This is a genomic window from Pseudomonas arvensis, from assembly GCF_056688935.1.
This window is the reverse complement of the sequence record NZ_CP162038.1, coordinates 330,203-353,860: the sequence shown is the minus strand read 5'-3', so window position 1 is coordinate 353,860 and position 23,658 is coordinate 330,203. Positions and strand designations below refer to the sequence as shown.

At 60.2% G+C, this 23,658-nt stretch carries 24 protein-coding genes and 1 tRNA gene; 13 read left to right on the top strand and 12 right to left on the bottom strand.

Going from position 1 to position 23,658, the window contains the following annotated elements; translation table 11 throughout:
• Window positions 1-7: 7 nt before the first annotated feature.
• The 5 genes from hisA to AB3G88_RS01575 form a co-directional block, all read right to left on the bottom strand.
• The gene (hisA, locus tag AB3G88_RS01595; RefSeq protein ID WP_048723388.1) at window positions 8-745 is read right to left on the bottom strand and encodes a 1-(5-phosphoribosyl)-5-[(5-phosphoribosylamino)methylideneamino]imidazole-4-carboxamide isomerase; all 738 of its coding nucleotides are present in this window, start codon (window positions 743-745) and stop codon (window positions 8-10) included.
• A gap of 39 nt (window positions 746-784) precedes the next feature.
• Window positions 785-1,042 (bottom strand): DUF2164 domain-containing protein, encoded by a 258-nt coding sequence (locus AB3G88_RS01590; RefSeq protein ID WP_112193018.1) that lies wholly within the window; start codon window positions 1,040-1,042, stop codon window positions 785-787.
• Window positions 1,043-1,681, bottom strand: a complete 639-nt coding sequence (gene hisH / locus AB3G88_RS01585) for an imidazole glycerol phosphate synthase subunit HisH (protein ID WP_112193017.1) — start codon at window positions 1,679-1,681, stop codon at window positions 1,043-1,045.
• Window positions 1,681-2,274 carry an imidazoleglycerol-phosphate dehydratase HisB gene (gene hisB / locus AB3G88_RS01580; RefSeq protein ID WP_003218037.1) on the bottom strand — a complete coding sequence of 198 codons (594 nt, stop codon included), beginning with the start codon at window positions 2,272-2,274 and terminating at the stop codon, window positions 1,681-1,683. The genes hisH and hisB overlap by 1 nt, the downstream gene beginning before the upstream one ends.
• A 233-nt stretch (window positions 2,275-2,507) precedes the next feature.
• On the bottom strand, window positions 2,508-4,169 hold the full coding sequence (locus tag AB3G88_RS01575) for an OFA family MFS transporter (protein ID WP_158879025.1): 1,662 nt from the start codon (window positions 4,167-4,169) through the stop codon (window positions 2,508-2,510).
• Window positions 4,170-4,494: 325 nt separating this feature from the next.
• Between AB3G88_RS01575 and AB3G88_RS01570 the strand changes: the two genes are divergently transcribed.
• The 5 genes from AB3G88_RS01570 to AB3G88_RS01550 all read left to right on the top strand — a co-directional run bounded on the left by AB3G88_RS01570 (window position 4,495) and on the right by AB3G88_RS01550 (window position 8,957).
• On the top strand, window positions 4,495-6,708 hold the full coding sequence (locus AB3G88_RS01570; protein ID WP_400527440.1) for an AsmA family protein: 2,214 nt from the start codon (window positions 4,495-4,497) through the stop codon (window positions 6,706-6,708).
• Complete coding sequence (gene mutY, locus AB3G88_RS01565; protein ID WP_099583872.1) at window positions 6,705-7,772, top strand: A/G-specific adenine glycosylase; 1,068 nt, start codon at window positions 6,705-6,707, stop codon at window positions 7,770-7,772. The genes AB3G88_RS01570 and mutY overlap by 4 nt, the downstream gene beginning before the upstream one ends.
• Window positions 7,769-8,041: an oxidative damage protection protein gene (locus AB3G88_RS01560; protein WP_099583873.1), complete on the top strand. Its 273-nt coding sequence runs from the start codon at window positions 7,769-7,771 to the stop codon at window positions 8,039-8,041. Before mutY ends, AB3G88_RS01560 begins: the two co-directional genes overlap by 4 nt.
• 103 nt (window positions 8,042-8,144) lie before the next feature.
• Window positions 8,145-8,220 (top strand) — tRNA-Phe (locus AB3G88_RS01555).
• Between the two features lie 416 nt (window positions 8,221-8,636).
• Window positions 8,637-8,957 carry a hypothetical protein gene (locus AB3G88_RS01550; protein ID WP_099583874.1) on the top strand — a complete coding sequence of 107 codons (321 nt, stop codon included), beginning with the start codon at window positions 8,637-8,639 and terminating at the stop codon, window positions 8,955-8,957.
• Window positions 8,958-9,010: 53 nt separating this feature from the next.
• Here AB3G88_RS01550 and AB3G88_RS01545 read toward each other — a convergent pair whose 3' ends face one another.
• The 4 genes from AB3G88_RS01545 to relB form a co-directional block, all read right to left on the bottom strand.
• Complete coding sequence (locus tag AB3G88_RS01545; protein WP_480452933.1) at window positions 9,011-10,615, bottom strand: ArnT family glycosyltransferase; 1,605 nt, start codon at window positions 10,613-10,615, stop codon at window positions 9,011-9,013.
• Between the two features lie 87 nt (window positions 10,616-10,702).
• Entirely contained in the window at window positions 10,703-11,668 is a 966-nt protein-coding gene (locus AB3G88_RS01540; protein ID WP_480452931.1) for an arsenic resistance protein, read from the bottom strand.
• Between the two features lie 50 nt (window positions 11,669-11,718).
• Window positions 11,719-11,997, bottom strand: a complete 279-nt coding sequence (locus AB3G88_RS01535) for a type II toxin-antitoxin system RelE/ParE family toxin (protein ID WP_112193012.1) — start codon at window positions 11,995-11,997, stop codon at window positions 11,719-11,721.
• The gene (gene relB / locus AB3G88_RS01530; protein WP_480452928.1) at window positions 11,963-12,178 is read right to left on the bottom strand and encodes a type II toxin-antitoxin system RelB family antitoxin; all 216 of its coding nucleotides are present in this window, start codon (window positions 12,176-12,178) and stop codon (window positions 11,963-11,965) included. The genes AB3G88_RS01535 and relB overlap by 35 nt, the downstream gene beginning before the upstream one ends.
• 309 nt (window positions 12,179-12,487) lie before the next feature.
• Between relB and AB3G88_RS01525 the strand changes: the two genes are divergently transcribed.
• Window positions 12,488-12,901, top strand: a complete 414-nt coding sequence (locus AB3G88_RS01525) for a hypothetical protein (RefSeq protein ID WP_099583879.1) — start codon at window positions 12,488-12,490, stop codon at window positions 12,899-12,901.
• A 72-nt stretch (window positions 12,902-12,973) separates the two neighbouring features.
• Here AB3G88_RS01525 and gabP read toward each other — a convergent pair whose 3' ends face one another.
• Window positions 12,974-14,365: a GABA permease gene (gene gabP, locus AB3G88_RS01520; RefSeq protein ID WP_112193011.1), complete on the bottom strand. Its 1,392-nt coding sequence runs from the start codon at window positions 14,363-14,365 to the stop codon at window positions 12,974-12,976.
• A gap of 553 nt (window positions 14,366-14,918) precedes the next feature.
• On the opposite strand from gabP, the gene AB3G88_RS01515 reads away from it, so the two are divergent.
• From AB3G88_RS01515 to AB3G88_RS01495, 5 genes are all read left to right on the top strand, one after another.
• Entirely contained in the window at window positions 14,919-15,692 is a 774-nt protein-coding gene (locus AB3G88_RS01515; RefSeq protein WP_065925764.1) for an ABC transporter ATP-binding protein, read from the top strand.
• Between the two features lie 13 nt (window positions 15,693-15,705).
• Window positions 15,706-16,458 carry an ABC transporter substrate-binding protein gene (locus AB3G88_RS01510; RefSeq protein ID WP_480452925.1) on the top strand — a complete coding sequence of 251 codons (753 nt, stop codon included), beginning with the start codon at window positions 15,706-15,708 and terminating at the stop codon, window positions 16,456-16,458.
• 74 nt (window positions 16,459-16,532) lie between these two features.
• The gene (locus tag AB3G88_RS01505) at window positions 16,533-17,225 is read left to right on the top strand and encodes an ABC transporter permease (protein ID WP_099583881.1); all 693 of its coding nucleotides are present in this window, start codon (window positions 16,533-16,535) and stop codon (window positions 17,223-17,225) included.
• Window positions 17,225-17,914, top strand: coding sequence for an ABC transporter permease (locus AB3G88_RS01500; RefSeq protein ID WP_099583882.1), 690 nt, complete (start codon window positions 17,225-17,227; stop codon window positions 17,912-17,914). The genes AB3G88_RS01505 and AB3G88_RS01500 overlap by 1 nt, the downstream gene beginning before the upstream one ends.
• Window positions 17,895-19,082 carry a methyltransferase gene (locus tag AB3G88_RS01495; protein WP_480452923.1) on the top strand — a complete coding sequence of 396 codons (1,188 nt, stop codon included), beginning with the start codon at window positions 17,895-17,897 and terminating at the stop codon, window positions 19,080-19,082. Before AB3G88_RS01500 ends, AB3G88_RS01495 begins: the two co-directional genes overlap by 20 nt.
• A 241-nt stretch (window positions 19,083-19,323) precedes the next feature.
• Here the strand turns inward: AB3G88_RS01495 and bcsQ are convergent, their stop codons facing one another.
• The gene (bcsQ, locus tag AB3G88_RS01490; RefSeq protein WP_099583884.1) at window positions 19,324-20,283 is read right to left on the bottom strand and encodes a cellulose biosynthesis protein BcsQ; all 960 of its coding nucleotides are present in this window, start codon (window positions 20,281-20,283) and stop codon (window positions 19,324-19,326) included.
• Between the two features lie 267 nt (window positions 20,284-20,550).
• Here bcsQ and lapG point away from each other — a divergent pair, with 267 nt between their 5' ends.
• Complete coding sequence (gene lapG / locus AB3G88_RS01485) at window positions 20,551-21,267, top strand: cysteine protease LapG (protein WP_099583885.1); 717 nt, start codon at window positions 20,551-20,553, stop codon at window positions 21,265-21,267.
• A gap of 11 nt (window positions 21,268-21,278) precedes the next feature.
• Window positions 21,279-23,225, top strand: a complete 1,947-nt coding sequence (lapD, locus tag AB3G88_RS01480) for a cyclic di-GMP receptor LapD (protein ID WP_480452920.1) — start codon at window positions 21,279-21,281, stop codon at window positions 23,223-23,225.
• 52 nt (window positions 23,226-23,277) lie between these two features.
• On the opposite strand, the gene AB3G88_RS01475 is transcribed toward lapD, so the two are convergent.
• Window positions 23,278-23,616 carry a tryptophan synthase subunit beta gene (locus AB3G88_RS01475; protein WP_158879018.1) on the bottom strand — a complete coding sequence of 113 codons (339 nt, stop codon included), beginning with the start codon at window positions 23,614-23,616 and terminating at the stop codon, window positions 23,278-23,280.
• Window positions 23,617-23,658 lie beyond the last annotated feature (42 nt).

Below are 23,658 nucleotides of genomic sequence, written 5' to 3'. Positions count from 1 at the left end.
TCAGTCCTCAGCCGTTGTAGGCATCGCAGTAAGCCTGGGCTTCGGCGACGTCCAGGGTACCTTCGTAGATCGCCCGGCCGGTGATGGCACCGATGATTCCCGGCGCCTTCGCGTCGAGCAGCGACTTGATGTCGCCCAGGTTGTGAATACCGCCGGAAGCGATCACCGGAATCCTGGTGGCCGCAGCCAGCGCGGCGGTGAACGGTACGTTGCAGCCCTGCATCATGCCGTCTTTGGCGATGTCGGTATAAACGATGGCGGACACGCCGTCGGCTTCGAACTGCTTGGCCAGGTCGATCACTTGGATGGTGCTGATTTCAGCCCAGCCGTCGGTGGCGACGAAACCATCCTTGGCGTCCAGGCCCACGATGACTTTGCCTGGGAACGCGCGGCAGGCTTCAGCAACGAAGGCCGGATCTTTCACAGCCTTGGTGCCGATGATCACGTAGCTCACGCCTGCCTTGACGTAGTGCTCGATGGTTTCCAGGGAGCGGATACCGCCACCGATCTGGATCGGCAGGTTCGGGTAGCGCTTGGCGATGGCGGTAACCACTTCGCCATTGACCGGCTGGCCTTCGAAGGCGCCGTTCAAGTCCACCAGATGCAGACGACGGCAGCCCCCTTCCACCCATTTGGCAGCCATGCTCACCGGGTCATCGGAGAACACTGTGGAGTCTTCCATGCGGCCTTGGCGCAGACGGACGCAAGCGCCGTCCTTGAGATCGATAGCGGGGATAATCAGCATCTGGCAAACCTTATTCGATATTCAGCAATGCTTGGGAAATCAGGGTTTCTCAAGCGACCACAGGTCGCTTTCGATGCTTTCGAACCTTTCTTTAAGGAGCGTCTGCGTGTCGAAAATCGCCCTGTTGTAATAGTGCGGAGCCACTTCGGTGGTAAACAGCTCAAGAATCTCGGCGACCTCGAACGAGCCCAGCCTGAGCTCGAAGCGATCCTCCATGAAGCGCTTGATCTTGAGGGTAGCCTCACTCTCCTGCTCGGGCGTGAGATTCAAGATCGGCGGCTTCGGCTTCCTGGCCATTTACCAGCGCCCGTCCCAGGCGGCGAAGTTCTGCAGCAATTGCAGGCCATGGGTATGGCTCTTCTCAGGGTGGAACTGCACGGCAAAACGCGACCCTTCGGCCAGCGCTGCGGCAAAATCCACGCCGTAGTGCCCGCCACCCACTACCTGGTCCGGTTTACCGGCGGCAATGTAGTAGCTGTGCACAAAGTAGAAACGCGCCATGTCGGGCACTTCGTGCCACAGCGGGTGATCCACCGTCTGGCGGACTTCGTTCCAGCCCATGTGCGGGACTTTCAGGTGTTCGCCGTCTTCATGCAGGTCCTTGCCGAAGAACTTCACCTGGCCGGGAAACAGACCGATGCAGTCGACGCCGTCGTTCTCTTCACTGCTGTCGAGCAAGGCTTGCATGCCCACGCAGATCCCGAGAAACGGACGATCCTGGCTGACTTCGCGCACCAGGCTGTCAAAGCCCAGGCGACGGATCTCGGCCATGCAATCGCGAATCGCACCAACGCCGGGGAACACCACGCGGTCGGCTTCGCGAATCACGTTGGCGTCGCTGGTGATCAGCACCTTGCCGGCGCCCACGTGTTCGAGGGCCTTGGCCACCGAGTGCAGGTTACCCATGCCGTAATCGATAACCGCGACCGTCTGCATTACAGAACGCCCTTGGTCGAGGGCATTTGCCCGGCCATGCGGTCGTCCAGCTCTACAGCCATGCGCAGCGCACGGCCGAAGGCCTTGAACACGGTTTCGATCTGGTGGTGGGTGTTGGTGCCGCGCAGGTTGTCGATGTGCAGGCTGACCAGTGCATGGTTGACGAAGCCCTGGAAGAATTCCTGGAACAGGTCGACGTCGAAGCCGCCCACGGTGGCGCGGGTGTAGGGCACGTGCATCTGCAGGCCTGGGCGGCCAGAGAAGTCGATGACTACGCGCGACAGCGCTTCGTCCAGCGGGACATAGGCATGGCCGTAGCGACGGATGCCTTTTTTGTCGCCGATGGCCTTGGCAAATGCCTGGCCGAGGGTGATGCCTACGTCTTCCACCGTGTGGTGGTCGTCGATATGCAGGTCGCCCTTGCTGACGATATCCAGGTCGATCAGCCCGTGACGGGCGATCTGGTCCAGCATGTGCTCAAGAAAAGGTACACCGATATCAAATCGGGCCTTTCCGGTGCCATCCAGGTTAATCGAGGCTTTGATCTGGGTTTCCAGAGTGTCGCGCTCGACGGACGCCTTACGTTCGGCCATCACCAGCTCCGCAAAATCATTGGGCGAAAAAGGCAGCCATTATAGGGGCGCGGGCGCTAAACAGAAACATCGGAGGGGATAAGACTGACGAGTTGAGCGAGGAATGTCGGGGGATAGACATGTGTATACATGTGGGAGGGGGCTTGCCCCCGATGACGGAGTCTCAGTCAGTGATGCAGTGACTGATCCACCGCTATCGGGGGCAAGCCCCCTCCCACAAGGGTTTTGCAGTGTTAGTGGAACAGTACCGCCGTCTTCTGCAGGGTCACCCACACACCCCACGCCAACGGAATACCCACCACCAGCCAGGCGGCTATCGCCATTGGCACCGTGCCGGGAGCTGCTTTCCACTCCAGGGATGTGCTGGCATCAGCACCTTTGTCATGGCCCAGCGCCTGTTCGGCGGCAAGTTCCGCGTCGGTCATGAAGTACTTGTCGGCCACTGGACGCACCAGCAGGTTACAGATGAAGCCCAACACCAGGAGGCCGGCGAGGATGTACAAGGTGATGTCATAGGCCGCAGCACGTTCAACGCCGATGCTCAGTTGATACTCACGCAAGTAGTTCACCAACACCGGGCCCAATACGCCCGCCGCAGCCCAGGCGGTCAAAAGGCGGCCGTGGATCGCGCCGACCATCTGGGTGCCGAACAGATCGGCCAGGTAAGCCGGGACGGTCGCAAAACCGCCGCCGTACATCGACAGGATGACGCAGAACGCCGCCACGAACAGCGCCACGTTGCCCAGGTGCCCCAGGTTCGGGATCAGCGCGTACAGGGCAAAGCCCAGGGCGAAGAACACGAAGTAGGTGTTTTTACGGCCCAGGTAGTCGGAGAACGACGCCCAGAAGAACCGGCCACCGATGTTGAACAGGCTCAGCAGACCGGTGAAACCCGCCGCGATTGCCGCGATCGACGCCAGCTGCCCGGCGTCCAGTTGACCGAAGGGCACGTCCACACCCAGCAACTTGCCGCCAAACACTTCCTGCAGCAGCGGCGAAGCCATGCCGAGGATGCCGATACCGGCCGATACGTTCAGGCACAACACCAGCCATACCAGGCGGAATTGCGGGGTTTTCCAGGCCACGTTCACGTGCACGTGACGGTGGGTGATCATCGCATTGCTGGCTTTTTTCGCCGGCGCGGTCCAGCCCTCAGGCTTCCAGCCGGTTGGTGGCACGCGGTAGGACAGTGCGCCGCCGATCATGAACACGAAGTAGATCGCCGCCATCACCAGGAAGCTCTGCCATACGCCCACGCTGGTCGGCGAAGCGAAGTGACCCATCAGCGCTGCGGCCAACGGTGCACCGACCATCGCGCCGCCACCGAAACCCATGATCGCCATGCCGGTGGCCATGCCACGCTTGTCCGGGAACCACTTGATCAGGGTCGACACGGGCGAGATATAGCCCAGGCCCAGGCCGATGCCGCCAATCACGCCGGAGCCGATCCACATCAGCCAGATCTGGTGGGTATAGATGCCCAACGCCGAGATCAACAGGCCACCGCACCAGCAAAGCGCCGATACAACGCCGGCCTTGCGTGGCCCGGCATGTTCCAGCCAGCCGCCCCAGATCGCTGCCGAACAGCCCAGGAAGATGAAGAACAGAGTGTAGATCCAGCCCAGCATGGAGATAGGCCAGTCACACTGGGACGAGAAGACTTGGGCGATAAAGCTCATGTCCGGCGCGCAGGCAACCGGCTTGGTGATACCCAGCGCCTTGGACAGCGGCAGCCAGAACACCGAAAAACCGTAGGCCATGCCGATGCAGAGGTGGATGGCCAGGGCGGCCGGTGGAACCAGCCAGCGGTTGAACCCGGGCTTGGCGATGATGCGTTCCTTGGACAGGAACGCCGGCTGTGCGGCGGCAGAACCGGCCACAGTGCTAGTGCTCATTGGTGTTTCCCCCAGTTATTGGTATGCGTCCGTCAGGCGCTCTCCCCCTCGGCCTAGCACGCAGAGCGTGGCCGTTTTTGTTGAGTGAAGCTCCATTTTGGCGCGACGATACGTCGCAGAAGGCGGACGAACGCGCAGAGATTAGCACCTGCGGACGCGAGAAAAACCAAACTGATATCACTTTTTCAGGAAATTCTCTTTTATTGACGCCAGAATCCCGCCCTCCGCGCCCGTAGATACAATGTAACGATCGGTGACCTGACGCCGGCCATCGGGCGTTATACTCTTCGGCTAAATTTTGAAATCGACATACAAGGACTCGCCCATGAAAGCGTTCGGCAAAATCCTGGGTCTGGTACTTCTCGGGCTGTTGCTGATCATCGTGGCTCTGGGCTTTGCCCTGACCCATCTTTTCGATCCCAACGACTACAAAGAAGAGATTCGCCAGATTGCCCGCGACAAGGCCCACATCGAGCTGACGCTCAATGGCGATATCGGCTGGAGCCTGTTCCCCTGGCTCGGCCTTGAACTGCACGAAGCCAGCGTGGCGACCCTGACCGCGCCAACCCAGCCCTTCGCCGACCTGCAGATGCTCGGCCTGTCGGTGCGCGTACTGCCGCTGCTGCGCCGCGAAGTGCAGATGAGCGATGTACGTGTCGAAGGCCTCAACCTGCGCCTCAACCGCGACAAGCAGGGCCATGGCAACTGGGAAGACATCGGCAAGAATGTGCCCGATGCCACCGCCAGCACTGCGCCAGCTCCAGCAGAGCCGGCACCCGAAGCCAAGCCGGAGAAGCCTGCACAGCCGATCCGCCTGGACATCGACAGCCTGACAATCAACAACGCCCGCGTTGAATACAACGATGAGCAGACCGGCAAGCAATTCAGTGCCGAAAGCATCCAGTTGAGCGCCGGCGCCGTGCACGAAGGCGCCAGCATTCCGGTGAAGCTCACCGCATTCTTCGGCAGCAACCAGCCGGTGATGCGCGTCAAGACCGAGCTCAACGGCAATCTGCGCATCCAGCGCGCCCTCAAGCGCTACCAGTTTGAAGACATGCGCATCAGCGGCGAAGCCACCGGCGAACCGCTGCAAGGCAAGACCGTGACCTTTTCCACCCAGGGCCAGTTGCTGGTGGACCAGGCGGCTAACATCGCCGAATGGACCAACCTGAAACTCTCGGCCAACCAATTGCGCGCACTGGGTGAGCTGAAGGTCAATGATCTGGACAAAACCCCGCAGCTCAGTGGCGCGCTGTCCATCGCCCAGTTCGACCTGGCCAAGTTCCTCGACAGCGTCGGCAACCCCCTGCCACCCATGGCCGAAGGCAGCCTGAGCAAGGTCGAACTGGTCAGCCGCCTCCAGGGCACGCCGACCAGCCTGGCCCTGGAAGACCTGAACCTGAAGCTCGACGGCAGCACCTTCACCGGCCGCGTCGCCGTGGATGATTTCGCCAAGCAGTCGCTGCGCGTGCAACTCAAGGGCGATACCTTCAACGCCGACAACTATCTGCCGGCCAAGTCCGAATCCGCCAAGGGCGCGACCGCCGCCCGCCAGGCTGAAGTACAGAACAGCGAAGCCGGCGCCATGGCGGCTGGCGGGACCACACCGCTGCCGGATGCACCGACAAAAGGCGCCTGGAGCACTGACAAACTGCTGCCCCTGGCCCATCTGCGCAAGCTGGACGTGAATGCCGACCTTGCGTTCGGCCAACTGACCCTGAGCAAATTGCCGATCCAGGATGCCGTGCTCAAAGCGTCCGGCATCGACGGCCAACTCAAGCTCGACACCCTGAGCGGTGGCCTCTACAACGGCAGCTTCCAGGCCAACGGCACGCTCGATGTGCGCCAGGACATTCCAGTGCTGGCGCTGCAAAGCCGGATCAAGCAGGTCCCGGTCGAACGCATCCTGCAAGCCCAGGGGCAAACGCCGCCCGTGAAAGGCCAGGTCACTCTCGACAGCAACCTGAGCGGCCGTGGCAATAGCCAAAAGGCGCTGATCGACAGCCTCAACGGTACCGCCAGCTTTGTGATCAACAACGGTGTGCTGCTCAATGCCAACCTTGAACAGCAACTGTGCACTGGTATCGCCATGCTCAATCGCAAAACCCTGAGCGGCGAACAGCGCGGCAAAGACACGCCTTTCCAGGAGTTGAAGGGCAACCTGAGCTTCCGTAACGGCGTGGCCAATAACCCCGACCTGAAAGTGCGCATCCCCGGCCTGGCGGTCAACGGCAACGGTGATATCGACCTGCGCGTACTGGGCATGGACTACCGCGTCGGCATCATCGTCGAAGGCGACCAGCGCGAAGTGCCGGACCCGGCCTGCGAAGTGGGCTCCAACTTCCGCAACATCGAAGTGCCGCTGCGCTGCCGTGGCCCGCTGGAACTGGGCGCCAAGGCCTGCCGCCTGGACAAGGACGGCTTGAGCCAGGTCGCGATCAAGGCGGCGGGTAACAAGCTCAGCGAGAAGCTGGAAGAGAAGCTCGACAAGGTAAACCCGCAATTGAAAGATGCATTGAAGGGCCTGTTCAAGCGATGAGAAACGAGCAGTTTTCACAGGCGGTGCTCGACTGGTACGACCGCCACGGTCGCCATGACCTGCCCTGGCAGCAGGGCATCACGCCTTACCGGGTGTGGGTCTCGGAGATCATGCTGCAACAGACTCAGGTGAGCACCGTGCTCAATTACTTCGACCGGTTCATGGCGTCTTTGCCAACGGTCGAAGCCCTGGCCGCTGCGCCGGAGGACGAAGTGCTGCACCTGTGGACAGGCCTTGGCTACTACACCCGTGCGCGCAACCTGCAAAAGACCGCGAAGATCGTCGTGGCCGAATACGGTGGCGAGTTTCCCAGGGATGTCGAAAAGCTCACCGAACTGCCCGGCATCGGCCTGTCCACCGCCGGCGCCATCGCCAGCCTGAGCATGGGCCTGCGCGCGCCGATCCTCGACGGCAACGTTAAGCGCGTACTGGCGCGCTTTACCGCACAAGAGGGTTACCCAGGCGAACCCAAGGTAGCCAAGCAGCTGTGGGCTACCGCAGAACGCTTCACGCCCCATGATCGCGTCAATGCCTACACCCAGGCGATGATGGACATGGGCGCCACCCTGTGCACGCGCAGTAAACCCAGCTGCCTGCTGTGCCCGCTGGAAAAAGGCTGCGAAGCCCACATGCTCGGCCTGGAGACACGCTACCCGATCCCCAAGCCGCGCAAGACCATCCCGCAGAAGCGCACGCTGATGCCGATGCTGGCCAACGCCGAGGGCGCGATCCTGCTTTACCGTCGCCCCTCAACCGGCTTGTGGGGCGGCCTGTGGAGCCTGCCGGAGCTGGACAACCTGGAAGACCTCGATCACTTGGCCATCCAGCATGCGCTCGAACTGGGCAAGCACCAGGAGCTGCCAGGACTGATCCATACCTTCAGCCACTTCCAGCTGGCCATCGAACCCTGGCTGGTCCAGGTCGAGGAATCCGCCCATCACGTGGCCGAGGCCGACTGGCTCTGGTATAACCTCGCCACCCCGCCGCGCCTGGGCCTTGCCGCCCCGGTGAAGAAACTGCTGAAGCGCGCGGCTGAAGTATTGAACGCAGGAGTGTCGTCATGACCCGCACCGTAATGTGCCGCAAGTACAAAGAAGAACTGCCAGCCCTGGAACGCCCTCCGTACCCAGGCGTCAAGGGTCAGGACATCTACGACCACGTCTCCGCCAAAGCCTGGGGCGACTGGCTCAAACACCAGACCCTGCTGATCAACGAGAAACGCCTGAACATGATGAACGCCGAAGACCGCAAATACCTGGCGGGCGAGATGGACAAGTTCTTTTCCGGCGAGGAATACGCCAAGGCCGACGGCTACGTTCCACCTGCTCAATAATTGATCAAAAACCGGGGTCGACTCGTAAGCGACGGTAATAATTAAATATTTTTTGAAAACTTGCTTGACGACCCCCTGAAAAACCCGTTTAATGCGCCCCGTTGCCCAGATAGCTCAGTCGGTAGAGCAGGGGATTGAAAATCCCCGTGTCGGCGGTTCGATTCCGTCTCTGGGCACCACTAATTAGTTTCAGGTGGTGCAAACGTCATCTGAAACACACAAGAAACCCGCCAAGTGCGGGTTTTTTGTTGCCTGGGATTTAACCCCCAATGCCCTGTCCCGTTACCCCGCGCACTAGTAGCGCTATGATATGATTCAAAATGTGCCAAGGTAGGCGATTAACAGTATGCGGATGCATCCCTCCTGTAACCCGTCAGCCATTGCCACGTAGCATCGGAACAGGCAACGACGGCGGATCCAGTATCCCCGCGCTCCTCGCCCAAAACGCTGCAACTCCACACCCCCGCTTCAACACCACCTTGGGTCATGCCCAAACGGTGAGAGCGTGCGCGCAAGAGCAGCGGAACAAGGACACATCATCCGGCGACGCGCAGCCCGGCGTATCGCTTACTCATACGGGCACATGGAGAAATAAATGGCATACACATCGATCATTTTCAAAAACCCGAATACGGGCGCGATGAAGGAAGCTCCAGTCGGCTTTTCGTGGACAACCTTCTTTTTCGGTTGCTTCCCGGCACTGTTTCGCGGCGACGTGAAATATGGCTTGATCCAGTTCGTCATTGCGATGATCACCATGGGCGTCAGCAACATCGTCTTTGCGTTCATCTACAACAAGCTCTACATCAAGGATCTGATCGGCCAAGGCTTCAAGGCTCAGTCCATCGCCAGCGGCGACATGAACTTTGCCTCGGCCAAGATCGGCATGCAGATCCCTCAGCTGGAAACCGCATAAACCGTATTCGACAAAAAGCCTGCTGAACGCAGGCTTTTTGCTGACTGGCTGACTCACCTCAACAAAAACACCATCAATGGATTGTCGTTTAACCGACCTTCAAAATCCGGGCCCTGGTGCTCCAACGGCGTCCCCGCCAGCAACGCGGTTTCCTTGCGCGCCACGACCACCCAGGCTGGCCGAGGTACATCGGCTAGTTGCCCAAGCTCATGACCGCCGATGAACACCGGCTGCTCGTCGTGATCCAGGTTCATCATGTAGCGCACCGCCCAGGTATCCCGGCCGAGGTCGATAAACACCAGAGGGCCCGGCTGCGTTGCACGCAGCGCTTCAACCTGGCTGACAAACTGCCGGGTATCGAACTGCAAGTCCTTGGCCGGCTCCACCACAGCCACCAGCAGTAACCACTGCGCCGCCAGTGCAATCAAGCTGAGCGACACCAGCCGCCCCAAACGCCGCCAGGCAATCAACGCAGCGACTTGCAGCACCACCAGCACGCCGACCAGTAACGGCAGCGAAACGTCTGGCCAGTAACCGTGCTTCTGCCACCCATGCCGGCAGACAAAGACTACAACCACGCACAACGCCGGTAGCGCTGCGACAAGCCCTTCGTAGCATCGGCGCACGCCCGCAAGCCACCCTTGCGCCTGAAGGAGCCCATAGGCAGCGACAGCGGCAAACATCGGCACCATCGGCAAGATGTAATAGGCGCGTTTGAAGTGCGGCAGCGACAACCCGAGCAGAATCATCAACCCGCAGGCACCGAGCCGCACAACCAATTGCACGCGCCCATCAAACCGTTCATGCCAGCGATGACGCAACGCAACCAACGTGGCCAGCGCCAGCGGCACCACAGGGAAGTAGCGATACAAACTCAATTGAAGATAGAAATAGAACGGCTCGCCACTTTCATCCAGGCGCCCGCCCACTTGCATCTTGAACACCGCATCGGCAAATGCATCGCCCCCACTGATGCGCGCCAGCTTTATCAGCAACCACCAACAGGCCGCCAACAACACCAGACCAACCAGGCCGTGAACCAGCACTTGCCTGACCCGCGCCCCAGGATTGCCAAGCGCCCAATACACACAGACCACGCCGCAGACCTCAATCAAGCCCAATGGCCCACGCACGGCAAAGCCGAGGACGAACAACGGAAACACCGCCAACCGCCTCAGTCGCGAACCCACGCGCTCGCCGCTGTGCAGCAGGTAGAAGCTGCCCACGCAAAGCAACGCGACCATCTGGTCCAGGCACACCGAACGGGACTTCTCCAGCAGTTGAGTGGTGAGCAAGGTCAACAAAACGGCGAGCAGCGCCCACTGTCGACTCGCAGGGACCAGCAAGCGATACAGCAGCGCAACCACCCCAGCGGACGCCATTGCGGTGGGCAGTACATTCGCCAAGTGATTGGGCGCACCGAATAACCGGGCAAACACAAAGCTGAAGAAGGTCGCGGTGCCAGGGTAGTCCGCGTAGGGCTGGCCGTAGGTGGTGGGGAAAAGGCTCGCGCCATGGCGAAACATTTCCTGCAGGAATAGCGCCCAGCGCCCGTCAAATCCCTGGGGCTGCTGATCCCAGATTCCAAAGGTGAACAGCACTAGGGCAAACAGGAAAATGCCCAGGGATTCCAGGCGAAAACGGTTGCGGTGATCCATCGGTAGACCTGTCAGGTGGGGAGCGCCGACTTATGTTGCCGAGCACACCCCTGAATAGCGCCTGAACAGACCTGAACATTCACCCGGTTACCGACCTGCGGGCCACACCAACCGAGGAATAAGGCGCACATAGATCAACTCGGCCACCAACTCGACCAAGGTCTGCAGGATCACCGCCGTGGCGGCCAACCCACGCACGTCTTCGGGCAGGGCCAGGGCCAGCGGCAAAACCACCAACGAATTGCGCGTGGAGGCGCTGAACGTCACCGCCCGCGCCGTGACCGCAGGCAGCGCGAACAGCCGCGCCGCCAGCATCCCCATCAGCGGCGCCAGCAACACAAAGGCCACATAAATCGGGATCACCGGCATCAGCAGGCCTATATCACGCACCACCGAGGTGATTTGCGAGCCGATCACCACAAACAGCACCATCGCCATCGCAGGCACGGGCAACCAAGCCCATGCGTCATTCCAAACGCTGATAACCGTCGAGCGCCGCGCGAGCGCAGTCGTCAGCACCGCGAGCACCATCGGCAGCACAATCAGCAACACGAACGCCTCGATAAACGGCCCCGCCTGCACCACTAACTGCGACTGCGTGCCCAACATCAAACCCAGGTACACCGGCAACAGCGCCAACTGCAGTAACAACAGCAGCGGCGTGGCCGCCAGCATTAATCGCGAGTCGCCCTTACCGATGTGAGTGAACACCACCACGTAATCGATGCACGGTGTCAGCAACACCAGCAACGCTCCCACCAGCAACGCCGGGCGCTCCGCCAGGCCACGGGTCAATACCCACACCAGCACCGGCACCAGAATGAAATTGGCCAGCAACAACGCCGATAGGAAGCGCTTGTTGCCCAAGCCTGTACGCGGGTCCAGAAAGGGGATTTGCAGGAACATTGCGTACATCAGTATCGCGATGACGGGCGTGATCCATACGCTGAGAGTGTGAGCCGATAAAGGCGCGAGCAGGCCAACGACTGCAGCCAGGAGAACGGTGAGGAAATAGAGGGGGATCTGGTGGTGTTCGAGGGTGTCGCGGGTCATGGAATAGGCTCTGGCGTATCGCAAAAGTGCGAGGCTATGTGCCTACTGACTTAAGGTCGAGCGAAATAGTCGACCGAGCCAGAAGGATATTCTTGGCGAGCATGAAGCACAGTCAGTATCTCGATGCGGTCGGTAACTCGGCGCACAACAATTTCACGAATACCCGGAATTCGACCCAACCGATACAGATAAGGGTGCTGGGGAAGCGCGGTAGTTACGGCCTCAATTGCTTCATTCAAATCGCTGGCCGCTACAAGATTGCGACCGACGATGTATTCAAGAATCTCCCTGAGCTCAGCCCGCGCCTCGGGCCGCCAATCCACTTGCATCACGCTCTTTACGCTTGGACTCGATCAGCGCGCGCATCTCAGCCATAACCTGATCATGCGGAATACTCGGACGAGGATCATCAATTGAAGCCTGCACCTTGGCCCGAAACCAACGGTCGTAGCTCGCGGCCTGCTCTTCTGTTTCAAACTCCGAAACGATAGGAGAAAGTGGGATGCTCATAGAGACCTCCGTAATGGATGCCTGCCAGTCTAATCTGCGCATGGTTCGCTGTCGTCTCTCTCAGATGTGTGGTTTTTCCAAAGCCGCACGCCGAAACGATCCACGGTCCGTCCAACGAGTGGCGCGAGCGTCGGAGGTTAATGACCCAGCAAAAGCTCAGACAAGTGCTGGCAAATCGGTTAACGGTTACTAAAAAATAAAACTGGAGCACAGGGCTGCGCGTGACGAAACACACCCGCAACCCTTGGGATTTGCCCCAACCTGCGCTTCAATACCCACCCAGACCCAGAACCTTAGGACGTTGAGCCCATGGCCTCGCCGAACAAGCAGCAAAAACGTGCCCAGCGCGCAAAGACCAAGGCCAAGCAAAACCGTACTCAACGCGCCGTGGCGACCAAGCCGGATGCGTTTGCAGGCGATGACAGCCGCATTGACCTTGAGTCGGTGGACTTGACCGAGCTGTTTGTGGAGATGCGCACCGCTGGCGAGACCAGCCAACAGGCATTGTGCGCAGCATTCCTGGCACACCCGCTGCTGGCGCTGGTGCTGGAACAGGAAGGCGAAGAAGAAGCCACGGACTTTATCCTGGCGGCGCTGATCGAGTATCGGCAGTGGGCCACGGACAGTGACGATGAAGCGGCGGCACTGGCGTGGATCGAGTCGCCAGAGTTCCAGGCGGATTACCTGGCGGCGTCCCAAGCGCTGACCAACTCGCAAGACTGACGCAGAACCCAATGTGGGAGGGGGCAGGTCGAATCGTCGCACCGCCCCTCCCACATTTTTTACCGCATTTCGTCAGTTAAGCACCGCAGCGCCGGCTCTCTGCGCCTTGCGACGGCTCGCCACAACCAACCCCGCCACCACGACCAGCAAGCTCAAAACCCCCGTCGCGATAATCTCGACCCGGTGCGCTTCCTGGAACAGCATGATGGTCAGCGTACCCACGATAAACACCATCACCGCATAGGTCAGGCCAGGGAACAGCCACATCTTGAAGACGATTTTCTCGCCCGCCGCCGTACGCTTCTGACGCATGCGCAGTTGCGACACCGCGATCACCAGGTACACCAGCAATGCGATGGCGCCGGAGCTGGCCAGCAGGAATTCGAACACCGCCGCCGGCGCCACATAGTTGGCAAACACCGCCAGGAACGCAGCACCGGTGGACAGCAACACCGCCCAGTAAGGCGTGCCGCTCTTGTTGGTGCGCTTGGCCACGGCCGGTGCATCACCGCGACGGCCCAAGGAGAACAGCATGCGCGAAGCGGTGTACAGCGCCGAGTTCAGGCAACTGGTCACGGCAACCAATACCACCAGGTCGACGATCAGCTTGGCATTCGGAATACCCATGCGTTCCAGCACAGTCTGGTAGGAACCTACCGCCGCCAGGGTCGGATCGTTCCACGGCACCAGGGACACGACGATGAAGATCGACAGCAGGTAGAACAAGCCAATCCGCCAGATCACCGAATTGGTGGCCTTGGTGATTTGCTGGCCCGGGTTCTTCGATTCAGCCGCTGCAATGGTGACGATCTCGGTGCCCATGAACGAGAACATGGTGGTCAGGATCGCAGCCAATACGGCGCCCATGCCGTTCGGCATAAAGCCTTGGGTGTCGAACAGGTGCGACACGCCACTGACCTGGCTGGTCGGCAGGAAGCCGAAAATCGCGGCCAGGCCGAGGATCACAAAGCCCACAATCGCCACGACCTTGATCAGCGCAAACCAGAACTCGAACTCGCCGTAGTTCTTCACGCTGAACAGGTTGGTCGCCGTGAGCAACAACGTGATGATCAGGGTAAAGGCCCAGATGGCCACATCCGGGAACCACGCGTGGAGGATGGTCGCGGCGGCGTTGGCTTCCAACGGAATCACCAGCACCCAGAACCACCAATACAGCCAGCCAATGGTGAAACCGGCCCAGTGACCGATTGCACGGTCGGCATAGGTGGAAAACGAACCGGTATCCGGCGACGCCACGGCCATCTCGGCCAACATACGCATCACCAATACCACCAGCGTACCCGCAGCGGCATACGCCAACAGGACAGCGGGGCCGGCGGCAGCAATCGCGTGACCGGAGCCAACAAACAGACCGGCACCAATAACGCCGGCAATCGACAGCATGGTGACGTGACGCGGTTTGAGCCCCTGTTCGAGGTCATTGGAGCTTTGCGTACTACTCATTGACACACCTTTGCGAGGAATTGCGAAAACGGTTCGCCCGGCCTGGGATCTTCCTCGTGAAAAGAAACCAACAGGGCGTTCTTTATTTTTTACGCAAGATCTGCGCCAAAATGTTACGAAGTCGCGATTGACGCGGGCTGTAGGACGATTCGCCAGCCATTGCAACTCATTGATAATAATGGCATTCCGCTATAGCGTTACCGCGCGACTCACATTCAAGACGAACCAGCGCACCAAAAACACACACAAAAAGTACGTGGCGCGCCATAAAGGGGCTGATAGCTACCGTTTGCCCGTTTAACCCTTCCAACACCCGGCCAAAGCTGGCACCATCGCGCCCTTTTTTACGCGAAGCCTGCGGTTTACCGGGATCAAACGGTTGTTCGGTTGTTGATGGCGCGACACGCTGCTGTGCCGATGCGACACCCTGCCGCACACCGTCTGTTTACCCTCCGCGGGGCTGTTGGTGTCGTCCGGGCGCTATGCTAGCTTGGCGCCTCGCCAGGAAGGCGTCCCAACAGCAGGATCGCAACGAACACAATGAGGACCGCACATGGCCGAGGCCACGCCCGCGCTTGAAATCCGCAACTTGCATAAACGCTATGGTGAGCTGGAGGTACTCAAAGGTATCTCGCTGACCGCTCGCGACGGCGATGTGATCTCGATCCTGGGTTCCTCCGGTTCCGGCAAGTCCACGTTCCTGCGTTGCATCAACCTGCTGGAAAACCCACATCAGGGCCAGATCCTGGTGGCCGGCGAAGAACTCAAGCTAAAGGCCGCGAAAAACGGTGAGTTGATGGCCGCCGACGGCAAGCAGATCAACCGCCTGCGCAGCGAAATCGGTTTTGTGTTTCAAAACTTTAACCTGTGGCCGCACATGAGCATCCTCGACAACATCATCGAGGCGCCCCGCCGTGTGCTCGGCCAGAGCAAGGCCGAAGCCATAGAAGTGGCCGAAGCCCTGCTGGACAAGGTCGGCATCGCCGACAAGCGCCACGCCTACCCCGCGCAATTGTCCGGCGGCCAGCAACAACGGGCCGCCATTGCGCGCACCCTGGCGATGCAGCCTAAAGTCATCCTGTTTGACGAGCCCACTTCTGCCCTTGACCCGGAAATGGTCCAGGAAGTACTTAATGTGATCCGCGCGCTGGCCGAGGAAGGTCGCACCATGCTGCTGGTCACCCATGAAATGGGCTTCGCCCGTCAGGTATCCAGTGAAGTGGTGTTTCTGCACCAAGGCCTGATCGAAGAGCAAGGATCGCCACAGCAGGTGTTTGAAAACCCGCTTTCGGCGCGCTGCAAACAATTCATGTCCAGCAACCGCTAACGGAGCAACATGCATGCAGAACTATAAAAAATTCCTTCTGGCCGCGGCCATCTCGATGGCGTTCAGCGCCACGGCCATGGCAGAGACCTTGAAAATGGGGATCGAAGCGGCCTACCCGCCCTTCAACAATAAAGACGCCAGCGGCAACGTCGTCGGCTTCGACAAGGACATCGGCGACGCCCTGTGCGCCAAGATGAAAGTCGAAAAGTGCGAAGTGTACGTGTCCGACTGGGACGGCATCATCCCGGCCCTGAATGCCAAGAAGTTCGACTTCCTGGTGTCCTCGCTGTCCATCACCGATGAACGCAAGCAAGCCGTCGACTTCACCGACCCGTACTACTCCAACAAACTGCAGTTCATCGCCCCTAAAGCCACTGCAGACTTCAAGACCGACGCCGCTTACCTGAAGGGCAAGGTCATCGGCGCCCAGCGCGCAACGCTGGCCGGTACCTACCTGGAAGACAAGCTGCCGGATACCGAAGCCAAGCTCTACGACACCCAGGAAAACGCCTACCTCGACCTGACTTCTGGTCGCCTGGACGGGATTCTCGCCGACAAGTACGTGCAGTACGAATGGCTCAAGAGCAAAGACGGTTCGGCCTACGAGTTCAAGGGTGACCCAGTTGTAGAAAGCGACAAAATCGGTATCGCCGTACGCAAGGGCGACCCACTGCGCGAGCGCCTGAACAAAGCCCTGGCAGAGATCAAGGCAGACGGCACCTACAAGAAGATCAACGACAAGTACTTCCCGTTCAGCATCGAATGACCTGAACGGCCTGACCGGCGCGCTCACCTGAGCGCGTCGGCTTCCAGCAATGCCTGCCGCGATATGAAAACACCATGAATTTCGATCTCTACGGATTCGGCCCCGCGCTCGCTGCCGGCGCGCTGATGACCGTCAAACTGGCGCTCACGGCCTTATGCCTGGGGCTGGTCCTCGGCCTGGCCGGGGCCTTGGCCAAGACTTCCGCGTACAAGCCTCTGCAATGGCTGGGCGGGACTTACTCGACCATCGTTCGCGGCGTGCCGGAACTGTTGTGGGTGTTGCTGATTTACTTCGGCACCATCAACGCCATGCGCGAACTGGGTGAGCTGTTCAACATCCCCGACCTGTCCCTGAGCGCCTTCGCCGCCGGCGTCATTGCGCTGGGGTTGTGTTTCGGCGCCTACGCCACCGAAGTACTGCGCGGCGCAATCATCTCCATTCCCAAGGGCCACCGCGAAGCCGGCGTGGCGCTGGGCCTGTCGAAGTTCCGCATCTTTACCCGCTTGATCATGCCGCAGATGTGGCGCATCGCCCTGCCGGGGCTGGGCAACCTGTTCCTGATCCTGATGAAAGACACCGCGCTGGTCACGGTCATCGGCCTCGAAGAAATCATGCGCCACGCGCAGATCGCCGTCACCGTCACCAAACAGCCGTTCACTTTCTACATGGTCGCCGCGCTCATCTACCTGGGCCTGACCTCACTGTCGATGGTCGCCATGCACTACCTGGAAAAACGCGCCGCCCGCGGCTTCGTGAGGACGACGTAATGGAATGGGAAGTCATCATCAAGTGGCTGCCGAAGTTTATCCAGGGCGCCATCCTGACCCTGGAACTCGTCAGCATCGCCGTGATCCTGGGTTTGATCCTGGCCATCCCGCTGGGCATCGCACGTTCGTCCAAGCGCTGGTATGTGCGCTCGCTGCCCTACGCCTACATTTTCTTCTTCCGGGGCACGCCGCTGCTGGTGCAGTTGTTCCTGGTCTATTACGGCCTGGCTCAATTCGACAGCATCCGCTCAAGCTTCATGTGGAAATACCTGCGCGACCCGTTCTGGTGTGCCACCGCCACCATGACGCTGCACACTGCGGCCTATATCGCCGAGATCCTGCGTGGCGCCATCCAGGCCATTCCGCCTGGAGAAATCGAAGCCGCCCGGGCGCTGGGCATGTCCAGGCCCAAGACGCTGTTCTACATCATCTTGCCGCGTGCGGCGCGCATCGGCTTGCCGGCCTATAGCAACGAAGTGATCCTGATGCTCAAGGCCAGTTCACTGGCGAGCACCGTGACCCTGCTGGAACTGACCGGTATGGCCCGCACGATCATTGCGCGCAACTACCTGACGGTAGAAATGTTCTTCACCGCCGGCGTGTTCTACCTGTTGATCTCGTTCCTGCTGGTACGCGGCTTCAAACTGCTGGAACGCTGGCTGCGCGTCGATGCCTGCCAGGGACGTTGAAGCGCGCTTCCGGGCGCTGGATGCGTTTCTGATCGAGCATCAAGGGCTGTGGCGACCACGGCCCTTTACGCATCGCCAACTGCCCTGGGAACGCGAACACCCCGAGCTGGCCCAGTGGCTGCGCCAACGCTCGTTGGCCGAGGCTGAAGCCAGCCACAACCAGCCCCATGAGCTGCCCGCTCCCGCGCCGTTTCCACAGATTGCCTTGCAAGCGCTGCAACTCGGCACTGTGGATAAGTTACCGACGCAGCCCCTGCATCCCGCCGCGCATCGCCTGAATGTCGATGTACCCGGCCGCAAATGGCAACAGATCGAAGCCTTCGGCGCGGCGCTGCACTTTGCGCAAACACCCCAGCATTGGCTGGACTGGTGCGCCGGCAAAGGCCACCTTGGTCGCCGCCTGCTGCACACAGACCAACAGCTGACCTGCCTGGAATACGACCCGGCCCTGGTCGCGTCCGGCCAAGCCTTGAGCGAGCACCACGGCCTGCCCGTCACCCATCGTTTGCAAGACGTGATGGCCGATGTCGCCATCAGCGCCGAACACACCCCCGTCGCCCTGCATGCCTGCGGCGATTTGCACGTACGCCTGCTGCAAGTGGCCAGCGCCGCCGGCTGCAAGCAACTGGCATTGGCGCCGTGCTGCTATAACCGAACCCATGCACACACTTACCAGCCGCTGTCCGTAGCCGCCCGCGCTTCCACCTTGCAGTTGTCGGTCGACGACCTCGGCCTGCCCCTCAGCGAAACCGTCACCGCCGGCAAACGCGTGCGCCTGCAACGGGACACGTCCATGGCCCGGCGCCTCGGTTTCGATCAGTTGCAACGCCAGTTACGCGGCTGCGACGACTACCTGCCCACGCCGTCCCTGCCCGCCCACTGGCTGGACAAACCCTTCGCCGACTACTGCCACGAGCTGGCCCGCCTCAAAGGGTTATCCACAGGCAAACAGGATTGGGCGGCACTGGAGGCGCACGGTTGGCAGCGTTTGGCTGAGGTCAGGAATCTGGAATTGGTGCGCGGTCTGTTTCGGCGCCCGCTGGAAGTGTGGCTGGTGCTGGATCGGGCACTGTTTCTCAGCGAGCGTGGCTACAGGGTTGAAGTAGGCAGCTTCTGCGACCCGGCGTTGACACCGCGCAACTTGTTGGTGCTTGCCGAGCGCGATTAAAGGGCGAAATTGTCGCACCCCAGCCTGTGGATAACTCTGTTGATGAATTCTTTACAGAGCCTGTAGCCGTCTACGCTACAGGCCAAAAGCCACGATGTTCATTTTTTACTCACACCATAAAACGCACGTAAAACAGGCAGTTGCAGTGTGTTGAGAACCGCTCCACAAAACGGCTATTTCATGACAACTGCATCCGACCGATTGTGCATAAGCATCTGGCGTCAAGCGTATAACCCGCGCTTTACAGGCGTTTTTTGCGAGCGATCAGTAACCGGCAAAGGTCGTTGATGTCATCACCCGCCAGACTTGTAACCGCGTTGTCCAGAGGGTCGGTAGAAAAGGCCAGGCCTTCGCTGATCGCCGGATCGCGGTGTATGACTTCCAAAGGGTAATCACTGCGACGCAGCTTGAACGCATCAAGCATGTCCAGGTTGAACGCCGAGTTTTCATCCAGTTGGTTGATCACCAAGTGGCAACGCGGTGGACGTGCACGCTCAAGGTGGGGGGCCAGCAGCGCATCCAATTGATCCAGCGTGCCGAGACAGGCGGCGTTCGGTTGGGCGACGACCAGCACGATATCGGCCACGCTCAACGCTTGATGGAGGTAGACGTTGTTGCCGGCGGGAGTATCGATGATCACGGTGTGCCGTTCGCTCAGGTCCAATGCCGCCAGGCGCTGGGCCAGCCACTTCGGCTCCCGCGTCAACCAGCGTTGCAGGTTTTCCTGCTGCTGGGTGTCCGCGTCGCCGAAGGGAATCACCTGGCAACCGGCAAAACCCGATTGCAGGATGGTGTTCCATGGCGTGTTGAGCAGGCTGCTGCGGGCGAGGCCGGGAAGCTCATGGTCCACACCGAAGTGCTGGCGCAAAGCGTTCTGAGGATCCAGGTCCAGCGCCACGACCGACTCACCAAGACGCTGCAGACCGCTGCTCAGCGCCGTGGCCAGCGTACTGCGGCCAACGCCGCCATTGACGGACACCAGCGCGACTACCGTCGGGCGCAGCGCGGTCAATGACTCATGGTGGTGATGTTCATTGGCGTGGGAGGCATGGGCCCCGAAGCGCGAACCCTCTTTCTGATTCACCCGTGTGCCATCGTCGAAAGGAATGCTGCCAAAAAAATGCAGGCGGGCGTTTTTTCCCGTGGGGTCGCGGGAAACGCTCTTGCCGAACAGGGCAAATAGATCATCAGTGCGGCTCATGGCCGGAGCTCCTTCACGGCGCCATATAAAGACGTGGAAAGATCAGCAAGGTACGGCTTCACCGCAGGTCTTTTTGTAGGCGTTTTCATTGCTTCATTCTGTGACAGCGCTAGGGAAGTGTCATTATTTTGATGAAAGTCGAGCAAGCCTTTCAGACGAGCGGAAATTAGCCAATTTACTGACGGACTATTACTACAATTCAATGGCGGTGATTTCATCGTGCCATTGTTTTTTACCCTATATCACCGCACCATTGCCGCACCTTCAATGCTGCAAGCTTGGGTAATCGCAGTGGCGATACGCTTTAAACTCCCTCGGATTCTGTACGGCCTCGCCATCACGCTGTTGCTGGGTGGCGGCCTGCTGGGCGATTTGCTCGCCGATTGGGATTTCAGCCAGATCAGCCGCCGCGCCGAGTCGCTTTATGGGCCGCTGGGGCCGGGGCGCCAGCGCATTGATGCCTGGCAACAATTGCTGGCGACGCAGAAGCAGGTGAGTGAGGCAGAGCAGCTCAACGTGGTGAATCTGTTCTTCAACCGCCAGTTGCGCTACGAAGAAGACATCGACCTGTGGCACGAAATTGATTATTGGGCGACCCCTATTCAATCCCTGTGGAAAGGCGCTGGCGATTGCGAAGACTACGCCATCGCCAAGTACTTCAGCCTGCGCCACTTGGGGGTGCCCGCCGAAAAACTGCGCATTACCTACGTTAAAGCCTTACGCCAGAATCGCGCGCACATGGTGCTGACGTACTACGCCAGCCCCGAAGCCATGCCCCTGGTGCTGGACAGCCTGATGGACGCCATTTTGCCCGCCAGCCAGCGTGCAGACCTGCTGCCGGTCTACGCGTTCAACGGTGAAGGGCTGTGGCTGACCGGCGCAGGCGGGAACAAAAAAGTCGGTGACACCAAGCGTCTATCACGCTGGTTGGACGTCTTGAAAAAAATGACCGCTGAAGGGTTTCCGGCCAGTTCGGATAATTAACAGGAGCTACGATGTCACTGTTCAAACAATTGCTGATCGCTATCTGCGTGTTCCTGGTGGTCGCGTTCAGCGGTAGCTTCTTCGTCAGCCTGGAAAGTTCGCGTACCCAGTACGTCAACCAGTTGCGCTCCCACGCCCAGGACGCGGCCACAGCGCTGGCCCTGTCGTTGACGCCGAACATCGATGACCCGGCAATGACCGAACTGATGGTCAGCTCGATCTTCGACAGCGGCTACTACGCGAGCATTCGCGTGGTGGACCTGAGCAATGACCAGGTGCTGGTGGAGCGTGCCGCCGAGCCGGATGCCAGCAGCGTGCCGGCCTGGTTCGTCAAGATGATCGGCCTGGCGCCGGCCGGCGGCGATGCCATCGTCAGCCGTGGCTGGCAGCAGGCAGCGCGGGTCGAAGTGGTCAGTCACCCGATGTTTGCCCTGGCCAAACTCTGGCAAAGCGCGCTGGGCAGCCTGGTTTGGCTGCTGGTCTGTGGCGCGGTGAGTGCGGTACTGGGCGCGCTGTTGCTGCGTCGTCAGCTCAGGCCTTTGGACTATATGGTGGAGCAGTCCCACGCTATCGCGCGTCGAGAGTTCCTCAGCTTGCCCGACCTGCCCCGCACCCCGGAACTGCGCCGCGTGGTGCAGGCCATGAACCAGATGGTGGAGAAGCTCAAGGCGCTGTTCCACGAGCAGACCGAGCGCAGCGAGAAGCTACGGGTGGAGTCCTACCAGGACAGCCTGACCGGGCTGGCCAACCGTCGCTATTTCGAGATGCAGCTGCAATCGCGGGTCAGCACCCTGGAGGAGTCCAGCTCAGGCTACCTGCTGATGCTGCGGGTCAACGACCTGGGTGGCCTCAATCAGCGTCTGGGCGGGCAGCGCACCGACCAGTTGCTGCAAGCCGTCAGCCAGCAACTGGTGCGCACCTGCGCCAAATACCCGGAAACCCACAACCTGATCACGCGCAGCCGAGGTGGCGAGTTTGCCGTGCTCGCGCCGGGCCTGGTACGTGACGAGGCCGTGCAGTTGGCCCAGGAACTGGAAGCCACCTTGCAGAGCCTGCACGAAACCGGCGCCACCGACATGCCCACCGTGGCCTACATCGGCCTGGCCCCTTACAACCCCGGCGACGCCTCGGCAGACCTGCTGATGCTGGCTGACCAGGCGCTCACGCAGGCCGAAGCCAACAGCCTGCAAAGCTGGGTGTGCCTGACCCATCAAACCCTCGACACCGTCAGTGACGACCCGCACAGCTGGCACACCCTGCTCGACACCGCCCTGAGCCAGGGTCGCTTCCGCCTGTTCTTCCAGCCGGTGGTGAGCAGCAACGATATCCGCCAGGTCCTGCATTACAAAGTGCTGTCGCGCCTGCTCGACAGCCAGGACCAGACCATTGCCGCCGGGCATTTCCTGCCATGGCTGGAGCGCTTCGGCTGGACCGCGCGCCTCGACCAGGTAATGCTCGATCTGGTGATCGCCCACTTGGGCCAGCACAACCAATCGGTCGCGCTGAACCTGTCGGCAGCCACCCTGAACGACCCGCAAGCCCTGGAGCACATGTTCGAACGCCTGGCCCAACACCCGCTGTTGGGCGAACGCCTGACCCTGGAAATCGGTGAAGAACAAGTGCCCGAACAGACGCAGCTGGAGCGTTTGATCCGGCGCATGCGCGGCCTCGGCTACAGCCTTGGCCTGCAACGCTTCGGCGGGCGCTTCAGCATGATCGGCAACCTCGCGCACCTGGGCCTGGCCTACCTCAAGATCGACGGCAGTTACATCCGCGATATTGATCAGGAAAGCCACAAACGCTTCTTTATCGAAGCCATCCAGCGTGCAGCCCACAGCATTGACCTGCCGTTGATTGCCGAGCGCGTGGAAACCGAGGGAGAGTTGCGGGTGATCCGCGAGATGGGGATTGAAGGGGTGCAAGGCCAACTGGTCGGTGAACCGGCGCCCTGGAAGTGAAGCTCAGAATAATCACGCTTCCTTGACGCTCACGCCGTGAAGGAGGTGCGCGTCAGATCAGGCCGGTTTCTTCGTCATTGATCAGCTCGCTCAAGCCACCCAGCGCCGCCCGGGCATGGGTACGCTCCAGGAACTTGGTCTGCGCCGCCGGCGGCAAGTCGGTGATGCTCATCACGTTCTTGGTGATCAGCACCTGGATCAAGTCGTCCAGTACGCGGATCATCTCAAGGTCACTGCTCTTGAGCTGCTTTAGGCTGTTCTCAATCTCATCGTCGGCAAACCACGCCTGGATCTCATGATGGTCAGCCGGTAGCGTCTCAGTGGCTTCTGCGAAGGCCTGCGCCTCGACACGCACCAAAGCGTTGTATTGATCGCGTTGCACGTAGAACATCAGCCCTCTCCCAATAAAAAATCCCTGCAGGCGCCGCACACG

Coding starts and splice junctions, on each gene's coding strand:
- hisA (WP_048723388.1), bottom strand. CDS start 745: ATGCTGATTATCCCCGCTATCGATCTCAAGGACGGCGCTTGCGTCCGT.
- AB3G88_RS01590 (WP_112193018.1), bottom strand. CDS start 1,042: ATGGCCAGGAAGCCGAAGCCGCCGATCTTGAATCTCACGCCCGAGCAG.
- hisH (WP_112193017.1), bottom strand. CDS start 1,681: ATGCAGACGGTCGCGGTTATCGATTACGGCATGGGTAACCTGCACTCG.
- hisB (WP_003218037.1), bottom strand. CDS start 2,274: ATGGCCGAACGTAAGGCGTCCGTCGAGCGCGACACTCTGGAAACCCAG.
- AB3G88_RS01575 (WP_158879025.1), bottom strand. CDS start 4,169: ATGAGCACTAGCACTGTGGCCGGTTCTGCCGCCGCACAGCCGGCGTTC.
- AB3G88_RS01570 (WP_400527440.1), top strand. CDS start 4,495: ATGAAAGCGTTCGGCAAAATCCTGGGTCTGGTACTTCTCGGGCTGTTG.
- mutY (WP_099583872.1), top strand. CDS start 6,705: ATGAGAAACGAGCAGTTTTCACAGGCGGTGCTCGACTGGTACGACCGC.
- AB3G88_RS01560 (WP_099583873.1), top strand. CDS start 7,769: ATGACCCGCACCGTAATGTGCCGCAAGTACAAAGAAGAACTGCCAGCC.
- AB3G88_RS01550 (WP_099583874.1), top strand. CDS start 8,637: ATGGCATACACATCGATCATTTTCAAAAACCCGAATACGGGCGCGATG.
- AB3G88_RS01545 (WP_480452933.1), bottom strand. CDS start 10,615: ATGGATCACCGCAACCGTTTTCGCCTGGAATCCCTGGGCATTTTCCTG.
- AB3G88_RS01540 (WP_480452931.1), bottom strand. CDS start 11,668: ATGACCCGCGACACCCTCGAACACCACCAGATCCCCCTCTATTTCCTC.
- AB3G88_RS01535 (WP_112193012.1), bottom strand. CDS start 11,997: ATGCAAGTGGATTGGCGGCCCGAGGCGCGGGCTGAGCTCAGGGAGATT.
- relB (WP_480452928.1), bottom strand. CDS start 12,178: ATGAGCATCCCACTTTCTCCTATCGTTTCGGAGTTTGAAACAGAAGAG.
- AB3G88_RS01525 (WP_099583879.1), top strand. CDS start 12,488: ATGGCCTCGCCGAACAAGCAGCAAAAACGTGCCCAGCGCGCAAAGACC.
- gabP (WP_112193011.1), bottom strand. CDS start 14,365: ATGAGTAGTACGCAAAGCTCCAATGACCTCGAACAGGGGCTCAAACCG.
- AB3G88_RS01515 (WP_065925764.1), top strand. CDS start 14,919: ATGGCCGAGGCCACGCCCGCGCTTGAAATCCGCAACTTGCATAAACGC.
- AB3G88_RS01510 (WP_480452925.1), top strand. CDS start 15,706: ATGCAGAACTATAAAAAATTCCTTCTGGCCGCGGCCATCTCGATGGCG.
- AB3G88_RS01505 (WP_099583881.1), top strand. CDS start 16,533: ATGAATTTCGATCTCTACGGATTCGGCCCCGCGCTCGCTGCCGGCGCG.
- AB3G88_RS01500 (WP_099583882.1), top strand. CDS start 17,225: ATGGAATGGGAAGTCATCATCAAGTGGCTGCCGAAGTTTATCCAGGGC.
- AB3G88_RS01495 (WP_480452923.1), top strand. CDS start 17,895: ATGCCTGCCAGGGACGTTGAAGCGCGCTTCCGGGCGCTGGATGCGTTT.
- bcsQ (WP_099583884.1), bottom strand. CDS start 20,283: ATGAGCCGCACTGATGATCTATTTGCCCTGTTCGGCAAGAGCGTTTCC.
- lapG (WP_099583885.1), top strand. CDS start 20,551: ATGCTGCAAGCTTGGGTAATCGCAGTGGCGATACGCTTTAAACTCCCT.
- lapD (WP_480452920.1), top strand. CDS start 21,279: ATGTCACTGTTCAAACAATTGCTGATCGCTATCTGCGTGTTCCTGGTG.
- AB3G88_RS01475 (WP_158879018.1), bottom strand. CDS start 23,616: ATGTTCTACGTGCAACGCGATCAATACAACGCTTTGGTGCGTGTCGAG.